At 46.0% G+C, this 15,707-nt stretch carries 13 protein-coding genes and 1 pseudogene; 7 read left to right on the top strand and 7 right to left on the bottom strand.

Annotation, left to right across the window (positions count from 1 at the left end):
- Positions 1 to 138, top strand: a pseudogene (locus GEI7105_RS37435) (ISKra4 family transposase); the annotation flags it as partial.
- A gap of 276 nt (positions 139 to 414) precedes the next feature.
- Here the strand turns inward: GEI7105_RS37435 and GEI7105_RS0116030 are convergent.
- From GEI7105_RS0116030 to GEI7105_RS0116020, 3 genes are all read right to left on the bottom strand, one after another.
- Positions 415 to 960: a DUF4303 domain-containing protein gene (locus GEI7105_RS0116030; protein ID WP_017661448.1), complete on the bottom strand. Its 546-nt coding sequence runs from the start codon at positions 958 to 960 to the stop codon at positions 415 to 417.
- A gap of 15 nt (positions 961 to 975) precedes the next feature.
- Positions 976 to 1,233 carry a hypothetical protein gene (locus GEI7105_RS39490; protein WP_017661447.1) on the bottom strand — a complete coding sequence of 86 codons (258 nt, stop codon included), beginning with the start codon at positions 1,231 to 1,233 and terminating at the stop codon, positions 976 to 978.
- Between the two features lie 926 nt (positions 1,234 to 2,159).
- Positions 2,160 to 3,317, bottom strand: a complete 1,158-nt coding sequence (locus GEI7105_RS0116020; RefSeq protein WP_026097647.1) for an ISL3 family transposase — start codon at positions 3,315 to 3,317, stop codon at positions 2,160 to 2,162.
- Here GEI7105_RS0116020 and GEI7105_RS41065 point away from each other — a divergent pair.
- The 3 genes from GEI7105_RS41065 to GEI7105_RS0116010 all read left to right on the top strand — a co-directional run bounded on the left by GEI7105_RS41065 (position 3,280) and on the right by GEI7105_RS0116010 (position 5,978).
- Complete coding sequence (locus tag GEI7105_RS41065; RefSeq protein ID WP_375339024.1) at positions 3,280 to 3,621, top strand: BON domain-containing protein; 342 nt, start codon at positions 3,280 to 3,282, stop codon at positions 3,619 to 3,621. The genes GEI7105_RS0116020 and GEI7105_RS41065 overlap by 38 nt on opposite strands.
- Positions 3,622 to 3,921: 300 nt before the next feature.
- A complete protein-coding gene (locus tag GEI7105_RS35060) occupies positions 3,922 to 4,167 on the top strand; it encodes a BrnT family toxin (protein ID WP_071592022.1) in 246 nt (81 codons plus the stop codon).
- Positions 4,168 to 5,261: 1,094 nt separating this feature from the next.
- Complete coding sequence (locus GEI7105_RS0116010) at positions 5,262 to 5,978, top strand: Crp/Fnr family transcriptional regulator (protein WP_017661445.1); 717 nt, start codon at positions 5,262 to 5,264, stop codon at positions 5,976 to 5,978.
- A gap of 1,166 nt (positions 5,979 to 7,144) precedes the next feature.
- On the opposite strand, the gene GEI7105_RS0116000 is transcribed toward GEI7105_RS0116010, so the two are convergent.
- The 4 genes from GEI7105_RS0116000 to GEI7105_RS0115975 all read right to left on the bottom strand — a co-directional run bounded on the left by GEI7105_RS0116000 (position 7,145) and on the right by GEI7105_RS0115975 (position 12,994).
- Positions 7,145 to 8,326 carry an RtcB family protein gene (locus tag GEI7105_RS0116000; RefSeq protein ID WP_017661443.1) on the bottom strand — a complete coding sequence of 394 codons (1,182 nt, stop codon included), beginning with the start codon at positions 8,324 to 8,326 and terminating at the stop codon, positions 7,145 to 7,147.
- 230 nt (positions 8,327 to 8,556) lie between these two features.
- Positions 8,557 to 10,125: a CAP domain-containing protein gene (locus GEI7105_RS33605; protein WP_017661441.1), complete on the bottom strand. Its 1,569-nt coding sequence runs from the start codon at positions 10,123 to 10,125 to the stop codon at positions 8,557 to 8,559.
- Positions 10,126 to 11,012: 887 nt separating this feature from the next.
- The gene (locus GEI7105_RS0115980; RefSeq protein ID WP_017661440.1) at positions 11,013 to 11,471 is read right to left on the bottom strand and encodes a DUF3598 family protein; all 459 of its coding nucleotides are present in this window, start codon (positions 11,469 to 11,471) and stop codon (positions 11,013 to 11,015) included.
- Positions 11,468 to 12,994 (bottom strand): DEAD/DEAH box helicase, encoded by a 1,527-nt coding sequence (locus GEI7105_RS0115975; protein WP_017661439.1) that lies wholly within the window; start codon positions 12,992 to 12,994, stop codon positions 11,468 to 11,470. The genes GEI7105_RS0115980 and GEI7105_RS0115975 overlap by 4 nt, the downstream gene beginning before the upstream one ends.
- A gap of 116 nt (positions 12,995 to 13,110) precedes the next feature.
- Between GEI7105_RS0115975 and GEI7105_RS0115970 the strand changes: the two genes are divergently transcribed.
- The 3 genes from GEI7105_RS0115970 to GEI7105_RS35055 all read left to right on the top strand — a co-directional run.
- Positions 13,111 to 14,682 carry a CPBP family intramembrane glutamic endopeptidase gene (locus GEI7105_RS0115970; RefSeq protein ID WP_017661438.1) on the top strand — a complete coding sequence of 524 codons (1,572 nt, stop codon included), beginning with the start codon at positions 13,111 to 13,113 and terminating at the stop codon, positions 14,680 to 14,682.
- Positions 14,683 to 14,703: 21 nt separating this feature from the next.
- On the top strand, positions 14,704 to 15,282 hold the full coding sequence (locus GEI7105_RS0115965) for a 3'-5' exonuclease family protein (RefSeq protein WP_017661437.1): 579 nt from the start codon (positions 14,704 to 14,706) through the stop codon (positions 15,280 to 15,282).
- Between the two features lie 274 nt (positions 15,283 to 15,556).
- A partial coding sequence (locus tag GEI7105_RS35055) for a helix-turn-helix domain-containing protein (RefSeq protein WP_144053933.1) occupies positions 15,557 to 15,707 on the top strand: 151 nt, incomplete at its 3' end.

Here is a 15,707-nt window from a genome sequence, read left to right as displayed (position 1 = left end):
GGCTCGGGTGAGATTGAGTCAACGGTCAAGCAAATTGGGCGACGGGTTAAGATTTCAGGGGCTCAGTGGCACGAAGACAACGTGCAACAAGTGCTAAAGCACCGATGTGCCTACCTGAACCATCAATTCTCAGACTGAGTCTTGCAAGATTGGGATGCACCCGACATCAGCTCCATTGTTGAGCCAGAAACTTCCTCAATCGCAGCCATAATTCGAGTATTAGCCTGCTCCACTATTTGCTAAAGCCTCTGCTCCGAGATTTCCTCAATATTTTTCAGCACCTCTTCTAGGGCTTTCTCCTCATATCCTTCAGGTACGATTATCTATTTTTCTCACTTAATGTAATTGCAGAAATGAACTTCAAAACCTTATCACGTAAGTTCAGTTATCACAGAATTTTGCAGCTCCTCACGGCTACGCATTACTCTCAAACCAAAGTTCAAATTCTTTAGACGCAGAAGGAGAGTTAAGACGCTCGATCCACTCCACCTCTTTCTCACCTAAATCTGTATCAGAAACAGCAAAAGCAATGGCGGGATCTTTTCCCGGCGATTGAAAAAAACCCTCATTGACTAAGGATTCTAAGGCTCCCACACATGCTTCATAAACATTTTCTCTGAAAGCTTCAAACTCCTCCGAGTCAACAACTAATCTCGCTTCTCTGGCTAACGTCAAAGATATTGCATCAAGTTCTCTTCGATCCTCCGCCTCAAAGCACCAGTCTGCCGTACTCCACCGATAGTAAACATCATCATCAGGCTCCTTGTCAGGATCGCTGTCTATCATAGACTTAAGATGATAATCAGTATTAACAGCAGAGCATAGAGTCATCACAGATGAATCTGTATAGAGTGCATATCCCTCTATTTTTTCGATTCCCTCGCGCTGTTGAAACCTTAAAAAAGTGCGCTTTGCAGCGCTCTTAACATCTGCTTGAAACTTGTGAAAGTCAAGAGCCATTTTAACTTAATACCTCTAATCATCCTCGGATATACTTCCATCGGCAAACTTTTCTCCCATTTGCCTCAGTGTTTCCACAATTCTAGCACGCGCTTTATCTGCTGGGAGACCTTGAGCTTCCCTCTGCGCCTTCTCCAAAGCATCCGCAACTTTTCTCGCCGCCGATGTCGAGTGGTTACTGTTCGGTGTCCAGATCGAGTTTTCTTCTCCCTTATACCAATCTATGCGGTGGTTTTCCAAAACTCTTTGACTTCTGGCAACTTGCTGGCGCATCTTCCCGCGCCGATCTTGGGTGCATCTCACTTTTGTAAAAATATAAGTCTGGAGTAGGTTGGGTGAGTGCGGCCTGTTTCATCAGGGGAAGCCATTCAAGTAGAAACTGATGAATTGAACCTTGGAAATTCAATAACTCTAATTTAATGGGAGTTAAATTCTCTCCGTCTAGCCTAAAGATTGAACCATCAGGGCAGGTATTGGGGTGGAATCTTTTGCGCCGAATGCAGCCCTGAAAAAGGCGGTAATTAGATTCAGGAGTGGTTGCCTGAATGTGAAACCGACACCAAGGACGAGTAATCAACCTTGCTTAATCCCGCCGAGGTCAGACCGATATGAATAACCTCCGTGTGAATCAGTGAATGAAGCATCGTCACCTAAGGCAGTGGAAGCGGTTTAACTTCAGGGAACGGGTCAAGCTGGTCTGAAGATTGAAAGTCTTTTTTAAGACTTTTCCACTGTGCCAAAAGGAAGGACGCTGTGAGATTTAAGTTTCACCCCTTAAATCTTTTAGGTCGAAAGTCCTCTCGGTGTATAGCTGGATTCTAAGTCGGTCGTGAAATGAAATTAGGGAACAGGGAAATCCCACTTATCTATGAATTAATTCATCAGTGACTTAATCCTTGACTCATGATAAGTGGGAATAGGATGTCCTAAAAAGCCAACGCTTCGGGTAATGCTGAAGATAAGCCCACGTAGGACGGAGCCAGTCGAAGGCTACGACTGAGTAGAGTTTTATAAGCCCAATACATCGGATGTTATGGTATCTGAATGTGGGATAAAAAGGACTCAAAAAGCGTCAAACAAGCCAAGGAAGTGTATTAGGTAACGAATCACTTCTGTCTAATGTAGACGACTGACCAGGAGCCGGATGATGAGAAATTGTCAAGTGGGTCTTCGCAAAACAAGGTGATAAGAAAAATTTATTAAGTAAAGCAAGACAGAAAGCGCATTCGCATATTTTCAAAATTTATAAAGCCATAAGCTTGACGCTTTATCAGTTTAAGACGATTATTAATACCCTCCATAACACCATTGGTTGTTCGGCTCAAGAAATAATTACATATTGTGTTAAGATGATTGCGAATTGTCTTGACAGCATCACCATAAATACTCTGTGCTTTACACAACCATTCTTTAAATTTATTTTTTCCGCTCTCTGGGTCTTGAGTTGTTTCATAAATTTCTCTAAAATCCTCTTTAAGCTGATAAGCTTTTCGTAAACGTTTTGACTGTTTTAAAACGGCCTCTAATTTTTCCAATCCCTCTTCTTTTAAGTCTTTTTGGTTTTTCAGCAATAACCATTTTGCTCCTTTGATTTTGATTTTAAACTTCACCTGCTTTCGGATTTTATTTAGATTGTCATTCACCGCTTTCATAACGTGAAATCTATCGACGACAATTTGGGCATTGGGAAACACTTTTTCGATAAGCTTTGGAAATCCTCCCCACATATCTACACTGACTTCTTCGACTGCCTCTCTGACCTCTAACGGTTGCTGTAGAAGAACTTCAGCGATTTCTTCTTGTTGGTGAGAGTCGATGACTTCTATCAATTCTCCTTTCTCTAAATCGCTCACTACCGTCACAAATTTTTTGTGACCTTTATGTTTTGCTATCTCGTCCAAACCCAACCTTTTTACTTGTCCCCAATTTACTTTTTTTTTGCGTTCGTATACCTGTTGATGAATTCCATTTACCTGATGCCAAGACAAGTCTTCTTCTCTTTTAACTTGCTCGACGCTACTAGCGATTACTCGCTCGTAAATATATTCTTCGTACCGCCTAGTAAACCTTCGACCAGTTTCAATAAAGTCTAGTTCTTCTGTAAAGTATTGTTGGCATTTTTTACAGTAAAACTGACGCCGTGGTATTTGCAAATATACGAGTTGACCCGAAATGGGCAAGTCTCGAACTCTAACGGTTCGTGTTTGGTTAAGTTCGCCCGTCTTTTTGCCACAATGAGGACAGGCAACTTCCTCTTCTCTAAAGCCTAGCTGCAAAAATATTGCTTCGCGTTCCCTGACCACGCTTCTCACTCTTACTTTGGGTAAGTTGATTAAGTCTTCTACAAAAAAGTTCATCTTTAGATCCGCCTGCATTTGTTTTCTATTATACTATTATCACCTCAAACTCCGAAGACCCGTTTCAGTCAACGATGGGATCGTCACCCTCAACGGTCTGGTCGATTCGTATTTCGAGAAATGGGAAGCTGGCAATTTGGCAGCACTGTCGAAGGGAGTCGTTGCGGTCGTTAACGAGATTGAGGTCGATTACGGGTGCATCTCACTTTTGCAAAAACATCACTTTGGGGTGGCAAAATTCCCGATTAGCACTTCCGGTATAAGATCCCCGGCATCTTGGAGATGCCGGGGATCTGGAAATTGAGTGCGCCCAATTCGATGAATTTACATTTTTGAGATGCACCCAAGCGGACTCTCGAGAGATTTTGGTGAGGTTGCCAAGATTGTTTGCAGACACTATCGAAACGGGAGATTTTGAGGTCGATGAGACTGCCGTACCCGCAACTAATAAACTATTCGATCGACATCCCGATGCTCAACTTTGGGTGATTCGGATATTTATGTTAAGACACATAGCTGAAATGGACATTCTGCAAGAACACATTACAAAAGACGACCGAAAAAATGATTTTCAGGATAAGGGAACACGCAGAAAGTATTTTATATGGAATTTGAATGGAATCCAAACAAAGCGGAACTAAATTTTGAGAAGCATGGTGTTTCCTTCCCAGAAGCAGCAACCGTCTTTAATGACCCGCTATCCGCAACCTTCTCCGATCCTGACCATTCCATCAGAGAAAACCGCTACGTTATCATTGGTGTATCTCAGCTTGGACAACTTTTAGTTGTTGCACATACTGACCGAGGCAAAAAAGTACGAATCATACTCCATCCTTTTTCGATAAGCTAGGTTTCAAGAAGTCTTCACCACATCCCTCCTTAGCCCCCTCTCCTTTGGGGGGTTGGAAAATAGAAAGACTTGTCAGGTTGGGCAAAACCAGTGTTTGAGTCCGAGCGAAGTCGAAGCGTTGAAATTCGGATTCCGTATCAGCTTGTATCCGATGAATTTACATTTTTGAGATGCCCCCGTCTTGTGCTTTTTTTTTATTCCGAAAATTCGGAAATCTTTTTCTAGTTCAGCTTCTGGCTTTACTCAGTAATTCCTACTTAATTCCATTTGATTTCGATCGGATTTTTTTCAACGTAAATTTATAAGATCGGCGTCTCTACACTGAATTTAACTATTGTTGGGTCGATCGACACCGAAACACAAATCACCTCAAAGTCATATTTTTACAAAAATGAGATGCACCCAATTTTTCTATCGAATTACAACAACTGATATAAAATTATTGCAACCATTTATGGCTCTTCGGAGTTTAGGGTGACAGAAAAACTAACTTCACGAGATTTCAAGGGTTTTGGCTCTCGAATTTTCAATTTTTTGTATTATGGTATACATTTATAACCACAAACTCCGAAGACCCCCATTTATACGATTCTGAAAATTCATTTCTTTTTTGTTCGATTTACTTATGTACGATATCGTACAGATAAAAAATATGAATCTAGGTACAATAAAGGAACAAAACAAGATTGAATTAAGCTCCCTAGAAACTTAATGTTATTCGATAAGTCGTGCCATCGTTTTGCATTCTCGATCGAGTCGTCGATCGGCGTCGTAAATTTTCTATTTTTTAGAAAATGGAACAATATACTAATATAGCATTTGATAATAGACTTTTAATCACCACACAAGTCTTAAAATTGTAACCCGATCGATTTCTTTTTTTAGCTAAAGTTTTGAATTGTCTCGACTAAAATTAAATCGAAAAAAATTTATCAAAACTTTAAATTGATTCATGAAATGCTACGCTTTGAGCGTGAGATTAGCAAGATCGGTGTAGGATTTCACTCGAACTATCAGAAAGCAAAATTCGATCCTTTCAAAACCAGGATGTATCGAGCAGCACATTAAGATAAGAAAACAATCGAACTGAAGTTATGTGTGTGACCCTAAGTAACCAAATCTTAGCTGCATTACCTTCTGAAGAATATCGTCGTATTGCACCTCATTTAGAGTATGTCGATTTGGCAGTTGGAGAAGTTCTTTACGAAGCCTACGAACCGATCCAAAAAGTTTATTTTCCCAGCAAATCGATGATTTCTTTAGTGTCGGTGATGTTAGACGGTTCAACCACAGAAATTGGTTTAGTTGGTTCGGAAGGGGCTTTAGGTTTACCGATTTTTTTAGGAGGTAAATTTACATCCAATATTGCGATCGTTCAGATTGCTGGTGATGCGTGGAAACTGAATGCCGATCTTCTCAAACGTGAGTTCGATCGAGGTGGCGTGTTACAACAGACGTTACTTTTATATACCCAAGCTCTATTTACACAAGTCTCTCAAAATGCAGTGTGTAACCGCCGACACGTCATTGAAAAACGATTGGCGCGTTGGCTCCTATCCGTTCGAGATTGTATCAAGCAAAACGAATTGCTACTCACTCAAGAATTTATTGCAACGATGCTCGGTACGCGACGTTCTGGTGTAACTGTAGCGGCGAGAAAGCTCCAACAAGCAGGTTTAATTCGCTACAGTCGGGGAAAAATTACCATCCTCGATCGACAGGGTTTGGAAGCGTCTGCTTGTGAATGTTATGGGGTGGTACAGCGAGAGTTCGAGCGTTTGCTCGGTTCGGGGAAGACTACACCCAGTTAAGTACGTAATCGTACAGACAGAGTTCGAGGATAGATATATAGGTTTAGATATAACGATATAGAGGTGTAATTCGAGCTTTATCGATCGCCTACTGTGGTTTGCCATACGACTCAAAATAGCAGTCGATCGATTTACGACTTTCTTCCTGCAACCCTCGAGTTTATCGCTTCTGCGAGAGTGAAGATCGTCTAAAATGCAGTGACTTCAATTGACAGTCGTGCGCTGGCGTTGATTTACAACACTTAACCAATTTTGCAACAAAGTTACATCAAATCTATTGCGATCGTAGTGTAAATATTTTACTGTAAAGATTGACCTCGGCATCTAAAAATTGTCGATGTCCAAAAATTCAAAACTTATCTCAATAAAACTCAAAACTTCGATCGAATTTCAGAAATAAATTATACAATCTTGTAAGATATAACAACCCTAAATCAGTTGTATAACAAAATTGAGACAAAAAGGGAACAAAAAGGGTATCGGGAACGAGGAATCATATTTTTTCTTGTATTTTAGTTTTTGGCGACTCACTTGGGACTGCTATATATTATTAAAACGGTAAAAAAATCAATTTAAAATAAATGAGGGGAGTTTAATAATGTTCGATCTAAATAAAGAAAAGTCTTTATCCCTCGCAATCCTCGGTGGATTTTGTCCGGCCTGTTCTCACTCTGAAATTCGCTATATTGAATACGAATATAATAAACGGTTTGGATTTTATTGTTTGTCTTGTCGCTGGAACGAGCGATATACTATTCGAGATTTAAAAAGCGCGTCTACTCAGTGGTATCGTTTGAGCAAACAGTTCGATACTTAGATCGTACGGGTGCATCTCAAAAATGTACATCGATCGGATGCAAGCTTTAGTACTCGATTTAGCTGCGGCCTGGACTTAGCGAAGCCGAAGTCCTACCCCAGACTCATATTTTTACATCCATTGAGATGCACCCAGATCGTACAAACTGAAATTTCAGTTAAGAGTGCTGGTGAAGTCAACTGTTAAGTGCATCCCAGTTTTATAGTTGAACCCTCACCTATCTTTCCCGAACTCATGGGGAGATGCTGAAGGACGTTCGACGAGGTGTGGAGGGGGAATTCTAGAAAATAGAGATGTATCCAAATCGTAAAAATTCCCAGCTAGAAGCTGGGAACGAGAGATGCAAAAATTAGCCCTTCACGCAAACCACTTGTTTGAGCGTCGCCACTACTTCCACTAAATCGGACTGTTGCGACATGACTTCATCAATGGGTTTGTACGCACTGGGGATTTCGTCGAGAACGCCTTTATCTTTACGACATTCGACTCCCCGAGTTTGCTCGAGCAAATCGTCGATCGAAAAGCGTTTTTTGGCTTGATTTCTCGACATCGATCGCCCCGCACCGTGAGAACAGCTACAATAGCTGGCTAGGTTGCCTTTTCCTTTGACGATATAAGATTTCGTTCCCATCGAACCGGGAATAATACCGTAGTCGCCTTGTTGCGCTCTCACTGCACCTTTGCGCGTCACGTATACCGACTCGCCAAAATGAACTTCTCGTTCGGCGTAATTGTGGTGACAGTTCACTTCCAGCAGTGGCTTCATGGAAGTTCCACCGCACAGGTACTTCTCAATAATTCGTTTGAGCCGTGCCATCATCACGTCGCGATTATACCGCGCGTAATGTTGCGCCCACTGCAAATCGTGCCAGTAGGCTTCAAATTCTGGCGTTCCCATAACGAAATAAGCTAAATCGGGATCGGCTAGCTTTTCGCGAGCCAGTTTTGCCAGATCTTTAGCGGTATTGATATGACACTGTGCGAGGCGGTTGCCGATATTTCGCGAACCGGAATGTAGCATCAACCAGACGTTTTCTTCGGCATCGAGACAAACTTCGATGAAGTGGTTTCCTCCTCCGAGAGAACCCATCTGTTTCATGGCTTTGTCGCTCAAATCTCGCACGCCTTTATGCAAGCGATCGAACTCGCGCCATCCCTGCCAGTTGTTGACGGATTTTTCGATATCTTTGTTACCGTTAAATCCGACGGGAATCGCCGCTTCAATATCTCGGCGAATTTGTTTGAGCTTGCCTTCGAGTTGTGCGGCGACGAACGGGGTTTTGACGGCTCCCATTCCGCAGCCGATATCGACGCCGACGGCAGCCGGAATAATGGCATCTTTGGTTGCTAAAACCGATCCCACGAGCGCGCCTTTTCCAAGGTGAACGTCCGGCATTAACGCAACGTGTTTGAACACGAACGGTAAGGCGGCGACGTTTTTCGCCATTTGAGTTTCTTGGGAGCTGAGATCGTCTTTTGCCCAAGATAAAATAGGGGTCGGGGTCGAGAATTTTAGAGGTTGGTAAGGCATGGGTTTTATGTATAACGCGTTCGAAATATCGACCGGAGGCGATCGCGTGCGATCGCATCGTGTTTTAGCTAACGGTTTGGGCGTTCGTTCGCACTACAAAACTCCCCATCTTCGATCTTAGTCAATAGCGATCGAAGACAGGGAAAAGAATCACTAGGCAACAAGAGGATCGGACTCTGTCGATCTGCGTACTACGTTAATACTACAAAAAGAAATTGTCAAGCGATCGCCTATCCCAGCAGCAACGCCGCTTCGTCCAACTCGCGCACGGTAAACGACCACGTCGTCGTATCGCCGTTGGCAGTAATCGAGGCCGTGTAAGTTTCTCCCGGTTCGAGGGGGTTTTGAGGAATCAGAACGATCGCATCGCGAGAATCGAGGATATCTCGTCCTAACGTCTGTGCCGTGATGTCCGAGTTCGTATAGTTGGTTTCGTCGAAGACGATATGAGGGAGTTCGACGCTATTTTGACTGAACGACGAAGCGGTGACGTTTGGCGTCACGCTACCCGATCCCAGTTGCACGTAAAGCGGCGTTCCCGTCGGTTCGCTGAACCCAGACCCCGCCAGAGGATCGGGATATTCACCACCGTCGTAAACCGAAAGCGGCAACGTCGAACCGTCTTGCGGCCAGACAACGGGATACGACGCCGATGCACTAAAGTCGAGACCGCGCAATACGTCGAGGGTAGCTGCCGACTGAACGCCGCCGTCCGCTTCGCTGTAACTGCCAAATCCCACTCGTTCTAACCTCGGGTCGATGATGCCGATGGCGTGGAACGGTGCGTTCATCCACCCGTCAACAGCTGCGACATCGCTGCGATTGGTTGCGGTACTGGTGGTCACGTTCCCCGATTGTCCGGCCGCTTCGCCTTCGACGGTATACCAGGGATTGCTGGGGTCTTCTGTGTGACCTCGCGTGTCGTTCTTCACCAGATAGCGACTGTGTAAGACGCCGCCAGCACTCCAGTCGGGATTTTCGGTGACGTTCGGCAGTCCGGCGAGGTTGCGGAATTGGTTGACGCGACTCAACCAGTCGTCGGTGTTGGCGTCGGAGAGGAAGATAAAGCTGTCGAAGCTGGGTTGTCCGGTTTCGACGACGCCGAGAACTTCGCCAGTTTTAAGAGTAATTCGTCCGTCCGTCCAGGTGAGAAGGTCGGAAATCGAGATATCTTGCGCGGAAAAGGCGATTTTATCCCCTTCGGCGGCGTTGAAGTCCGTCAGTCGGTCGGCTTGGGAAGTGTCGGAGGTGATACCGTCGCGACTGAGGAAGAAGACATCGGCACCCGATCCTCCGGTAAGGGTATCGGTTCCCAAGCTGCCGGAGATCGTGTCGTCACCGCGTTCGCCTGCCACGAGATCGTTGCCGTTGTCGCCGAGGAGAACGTCGTTATCTCGACCGCCGAACATGGAATCGTCGTTCTCGCCGCCTCGCATGGCGTCGTCGCCGAGGTTGCCGAAGAGGAAGTCGTCACCACTGCCACCTTCGACGGAGTCGTTATCGCGTCCGGCGGGGATGGTGTCTGCGCCGCCGTGTCCCATGAGGGTGTCGTTTCCGGCGTTCCCGAAGGTGATGCGGCTGGTATCGTCGTCGTCGTAGCGATCGCTCCCACCTTTTAAGGCAATGGCGTCGATACCGATGGAATTGAACAGGAGATCTTTTTGGCTGTTGGGAATTTGTCCGTAGGTGATGAGGTCGTCGCCGTCGCTGCCAATGGCGAAGTCGTAGTCTGAGGCGGTGATAATATCTGTAAACGTCATGGTATTTTCCGGTTGTTGGGTTATCGGTTTCGTTGGCACAACAAGGGACTTTCTCTTCCCTCGTTCTGTGGGATACGAATTCCGGACATTGACTTAAGGTGACAATGCCAGATTTGTTAAGGCGATCGCTCTCTTGAGAAATCGCGTTTTTAGGTTTAGCGTTTTACTTCTATTGTAAAAACATCGATTGAAAATTTGAGTGATTTTTATTGAAACTTAAACAACGGTAGGGTGGCCAATGCTCACCGTCTAAAAGTTAGAGTTTCCTGTAGGGTGGGCAATGCCCACCGTCTAAAAGTTAGAGTCTAAAAATTAGAGTTAATTTAAATAAACCTCAAGAATTACATCGTTTTTTCTAATAACTACCGATATAGCTAGTTCGACTTAGTCGTAAAATTCTGCAACCCGAAAGCACGGTAAAACAGCAATTTCAATTATATAGCAACCCTAAATCAGTTGTATAACAAAATTGAGACAAAAAGGGAATTGGAAACGGGGAATCAGATTTTTTATGGAGTTTTAATTTTTGACGACTCATTTGGGACTACTATAGAGAGCATTCACAACACACAAATAATACGGAATCCGAATCTCAACGCTGAGCGAAGTCGAAGCGTTGAGTCCGAGCGGAGTCGAGGACTCAAACACTGGTTTTACCCAGTCAGACAAGCCCCTCTCTATCCCCCCAACCATCCCCCCCCAACTCCCCTTTCAAAGGGGGGCTAAGGGGGGATAGGGGGCTAAGGGGGGATGTGGTGAAGACTTCTTGAAACCTAACTTATCGGAAACAGATTCTGTATAATTTAGCGAGATTGAATTCAAACGATCGCCTAACTCATCAAAAAAATGGTTTTTGTAGTAATTTGTATCGCCTCGCGTGATATTTTTTTGATAAAAAAAAGGTGGGCATTGCCCACCCTACTAAACTAACGCTTGGTTTCTACGATCGTCATGATGCCCTGCAACTCTCCCTTGGAAGTGAAACTTTGAGTCGTGCGGACACGATATCCTTCACCGACCAAATGAATTAATTCGATCGCTCGCAGTGCATTCGTTTCTTTTTCCCAAATCTTAAATAAGATTAAGCGATCGTCCAACTCTTTTGCTAGCGTTTTATAATTAGAAAAAGGTGGAGTTTGGCTACTAACTTCTAGCTCCCCATGTCCGATCGCGCGACCGACAAACTCCTGAACTTCCGTCGAGCCGTCGGCGTAAGTTTGATGGTTGGTTTGTCGCCACTCGTTATCGACGATACGCTGTTCCAACACGGCGGTAAATTGTTGGAGTTTGTTTCCCTCCCCGTCACAAATCGTCCAGGTTCCTTCCCAAATACCGACGTGTTTGGGAAACAGGTTAAAATCTTGCAATTGCGGTGTTTCGGTCATTCTTCCTCTGAATTATAAGAGTCTGAATTCCATTGTCCCTTAGATTCGGCAGCGCGTTGCGTTTGGCGCGATCGCCGACCGTATAACGGAATCGGTTCGTTGGGATCGGAGACCAACTCTAACTGACGCGGCTGTTTCGGCGACGGTTGGGGTTTTGGCTTTCCGCGACGGCGTTTTGAAGTACGTTCCTCGGTGGTATTTTCCGACACGACTTCGTACAAAATGGCCTGTTTGTCCTTCGATTTTCCCTTTCGCAACACTCGTCCGAGACGTTGGATGTATTCCCGCGTCGAACCGCTTCCCGAGAGCAAAATTGCGATTCTGGCTTCGGGAACGTCTACCCCTTCGTTGAGGACGTGGGAAGCCGCGAGAGTTCGATATTCACCGCTGCGAAATCGCGACAAAACCTCGTGACGTTCTTTGACGGGAGTTTGGTGGGTGATGGCGGGAATGAGAAAGTCTTGGGAAATGCGATACACCGTGGCGTTGTCGTTGGTGAAAATGAGGATCGGTTCTGGGTAATGTTCGGCGAGGAGATCGGCGAGAACGCGCAGTTTGGCCTCGGTTCCCAAGGCGATCGCTTTGGCGGTGTGGTGCGCTTTCATGGCGCGTCGTCCTTGGGGGGATGTCGCACTGGCTTTGACGAAATTTTGCCAACCTTTCAAGCTGCTTAAATTGACTTTCGCCTGTTGCAAAAACGCGTTGCGAACGGCGATCGCATCGTCGTACTCTCGGCGTTCGGTCTCCGATAGTTTGACTTTAATTTGTTCGATGCGATGTTCGGCGAGGGTATGTCCGGCTAAATCTTCCGGACGGCGGCGGTAGACTTCCTCGCCGATGAGATCTCTCAAATCGTCGTGTTTTCCGTCGGAACGTTCCGGCGTCGCCGTCAACCCCAGGCGATACGGCGCGATCGAATATTCGGCGATGACGCGATAGAACTCCGTGGGGAGGTGGTGACATTCATCGAAAATGACAAATCCATAGCGATCGCCGATGTGTTCGGCGTGAATCGCCGCACTATCGTAAGTCGAAACCAGAATCGGAGTGCGATCGTGAGATCCTCCACCCAGCAAACCGATTTCCGTTTCGGGAAACGCCGCCATCAAATGCGCGTACCACTGGTGCATCAAATCCAGCGTGGGAACCACAATTAAGGTACTGCGCGGTGTTTGTTCGATGCACAACTGCGCCAAATAGGTTTTTCCGGCGGCGGTGGGAAGTACCACGACACCGCAACGTCCCGCCTGTTTCCAGGCTTCTAACGCCTCTTCTTGGTGGGGATACGGCGTCATTTCTAACCGCGACACCAAATCCAGAGGAACGAACCCTTTGGCTTCGTCTTCAAACACCGTTCCCGCTTCGCGCAAGGTTTCTACGAGGGGACGGTAGGCGATGGCGGGAATGCGAAATTTTTCCACGCGATCGTCCCAGGTGGCGAAGTCGATCCAAGTTTTCCCCCGTGGCGGTGGGTGTAACAACAAAGTGCCGCGATCGAACCAAAGTTTAGGGGTACGAGCCATAGAATCTCGAGATTGCGTGGGAGTCGTGCGTGTTTCGTCTATCGAAAAGCATATCGAAAGATGTGCGGGGGAAGAGATGGTGCGATGATGGAACGAGTATTTTACGAACCATTTCTATGAGTTTCAAGCAACTGGTTTTGGCGATACTGACGGCGATTACCGCTGTCGTGGTGGGGTTGGCGTTGCTGGGAAGTTGGCAACAACCGCAAATTCAAAGTCGCCTGGATTTAGCGCAAACCAACCTCGCGTTGCAGGCGGCGGAGTGGACGCCTCCAGAGGAATGGGAGATGGAGGAGTTACCGGGAGGACTGATTGGCGAGGACGTTTACAAAACGGCGATCGAACAATATCGCGAGTCTCTCGAAACCGTTCGCGAGAGTTTGAGCGAAACAGAAACGAAGTTGCAACTTTCGCAACTCGAAAACCTATCGCCGAGCAATCTGTCTCGGGTTCAGCAGTTACAGTCGGCGATCGACAAACAACAAGCGTTGCGAGATCGGTTAGAGGTTCGTCTCGGTATTTTACTGGCCAGTCGCGATCGCGTTAGCGATGCGTTACAACTGTGGTCGAACCCGATCGATCGCCATGCAACCTCGAGTCCCGACGTTCCGTCCGAACCCCTTTCTGACAACGCGACGACCGCCTTCGTATTAGCTGGGTTGTGGCGTCAACCGCCGCAAGTGGTTCCCAACGCCGAAGCACAGTTACAAACTCAATTAAGTGGGTGGTTTCGCTATCGCGCCTTAGAACAGTTCTATCAGGTGCAAAACCAGCCGAACGACTTGGCGATTTTAAACCAGACCGAACAAAAAGCGGCACGTCGAACGCTTGTCAAACTGGTCGTGTTGACGGCGATTTCGGGGGTTGGTTTGCTGTTAGGGACGGGACTGTTACTGTTCCTCGTCGGACAGCGAATTGTGAAAGGAGACGAATCGCTTTTAGCTAAAAACAAAGACGTTTGCTGGACGGTAGAATGGGAGTGGGATACTATCGCTCAGGTTGTCGTCATCGGATTTTTTATTGTCTTTTTTGTCAGTCAAGTTTTCGCTGGAAGTATTCTGTTTCCCCTGGTGTACGGTCTGTTCGGAATCGATCCGTCAAATTTAGGCAGTCGTTGGCAAGCGGTTTCGATTTTAGGGGGATATTTTCTTTCTGCGATCGCCGCTTTGTCTGTGTTGTACTTGTCCTTGAAACCTTATTTCCCCTTAAAACCTGATTGGTTCCGATTCAGCGTCCCAAAAGGTATCGGATGGGGATTTGCGGGCTATTTAGCGGCGGTTCCCTTGGTGTTGGGGGTTTCGTTAGTCAACCAAGAAATTTGGGATGGAAAAGGGGGAAGCAACCCAATTTTGGAAATTGCTTTAAAAAGCGGAGATTGGATCGCGATCACCTGTTTTTTTATTACGGCTTCGATTCTCGCGCCAGTGTTTGAAGAGTTTATTTTTCGCGGATTTTTATTGCCGTCTCTGACGAAATACGTTCCGGTTTGGGGGGCGATCGTTATCAGTAGTTTAGTGTTCGCACTGGCACATTTAAGCGTTTCGGAAGTGTTACCGTTAGCTACCCTCGGTATCGTCTTAGGGGTGATTTACGCTCGCTCTCGAAACCTGTTGGCAGCGATGTTAATGCATGGCTTGTGGAATAGTGGAACCTTGCTCAGTTTGGTGATTCTCGGTAGCGGTTCTTAGTCGATGTTGTAATCAAAAGCAATGCCAAAACCTGAAATTTACGTGAGTACTGACATCGAAGCCGACGGACCGATTCCCGGCATCTCTTCGATGTTAAGTGTCGCGTCGGCAGCGTATACCGCAGACAAGGAACTCGTGGATACATTTTCGGTGAATTTAGAAACCCTTCCCGATGCAGTTCCCGACGCGAAAACGATGGCGTGGTGGGAGAAAAATCCCGAAGCGTGGAACGCCTGTCGGAAAAATTGCCAACCGCCAGAGGTGGCGATTCCCAACTATCGAGATTGGTTGAAACAGTTACCGGGAAAACCGGTTTTTGTGGGATATCCCGCCGCCTACGATTTTATGTTCGTCTATTGGTATTTAATTCGCTTCGCCGGAGAAAGTCCTTTTTCGCATTCGGCGTTGGATATTAAAACCTATGCGATGGCGATGTTGAAGGGAGAGTATCGAGCCTCTGTGAAGGGAAAAATGCCGAAATCCTGGTTCGATCGCCTACCTCATACTCATGTTGCCTTGGACGACGCGATCGAGCAAGGGGCGTTATTTTGCAATATGCTGAAACTCAACCGTCAAGAGCGATCGCAGACAACTGGTTAAGATTCGGAGTCAAGAACCCCGGTATCTCGAAGATACTGGGGTTCTTGAAGAGACTTCTCTCACTTTTGTGAATTTACAAGACCTCTCCATTTAGTGTAATTTCGGTCGAACTGCGTAAGTCCTAAGAGTTCAAAAAATCAGAAGATGTTTGGTTTCTATTCCCAAAGGTTCGCCGATTCAAAAATGAAATGCAACACCGGTGGGTTTACGAATAAAGGCTCATCGGCTATACTTCGATCTTTCATGAATAATTACCTAATTGAAGATCGAACCAATGAGCCATCACCATCTTACCCGATCTGAGCGTGTTGAGATCTATAAACTCTTCACTCAAGAAAACTGTTCGCGAGGAGAGATCGCTTGTCGTCTCGGTCGAGACAAAGGAACAATTTCTCGAGAACTCCGGCGTAATGCCACAGAAGAAG

The sequence above is a fragment of the Baaleninema simplex PCC 7105 genome (assembly GCF_000332355.1).
In the GTDB taxonomy this organism is placed as follows: domain Bacteria; phylum Cyanobacteriota; class Cyanobacteriia; order Cyanobacteriales; family Geitlerinemataceae; genus Baaleninema; species Baaleninema simplex.
The sequence above is the reverse complement of the archived record's forward strand: the minus strand, read 5'-3'. Positions and strand labels throughout refer to the sequence as shown.

What these genes read in the sequence shown, in the direction of transcription:
- GEI7105_RS0115980 (WP_017661440.1), bottom strand. Translation starts at nt 11,471, where the DNA reads ATGACCGAAACACCGCAATTGCAAGATTTTAACCTGTTTCCCAAACAC.
- GEI7105_RS0115970 (WP_017661438.1), top strand. Translation starts at nt 13,111, where the DNA reads ATGAGTTTCAAGCAACTGGTTTTGGCGATACTGACGGCGATTACCGCT.
- GEI7105_RS0116020 (WP_026097647.1), bottom strand. Translation starts at nt 3,317, where the DNA reads ATGAACTTTTTTGTAGAAGACTTAATCAACTTACCCAAAGTAAGAGTG.
- GEI7105_RS0115965 (WP_017661437.1), top strand. Translation starts at nt 14,704, where the DNA reads ATGCCAAAACCTGAAATTTACGTGAGTACTGACATCGAAGCCGACGGA.
- GEI7105_RS0116000 (WP_017661443.1), bottom strand. Translation starts at nt 8,326, where the DNA reads ATGCCTTACCAACCTCTAAAATTCTCGACCCCGACCCCTATTTTATCT.
- GEI7105_RS0115975 (WP_017661439.1), bottom strand. Translation starts at nt 12,994, where the DNA reads ATGGCTCGTACCCCTAAACTTTGGTTCGATCGCGGCACTTTGTTGTTA.
- GEI7105_RS39490 (WP_017661447.1), bottom strand. Translation starts at nt 1,233, where the DNA reads ATGCGCCAGCAAGTTGCCAGAAGTCAAAGAGTTTTGGAAAACCACCGC.
- GEI7105_RS0116030 (WP_017661448.1), bottom strand. Translation starts at nt 960, where the DNA reads ATGGCTCTTGACTTTCACAAGTTTCAAGCAGATGTTAAGAGCGCTGCA.
- GEI7105_RS0116010 (WP_017661445.1), top strand. Translation starts at nt 5,262, where the DNA reads ATGTGTGTGACCCTAAGTAACCAAATCTTAGCTGCATTACCTTCTGAA.
- GEI7105_RS35060 (WP_071592022.1), top strand. Translation starts at nt 3,922, where the DNA reads ATGGAATTTGAATGGAATCCAAACAAAGCGGAACTAAATTTTGAGAAG.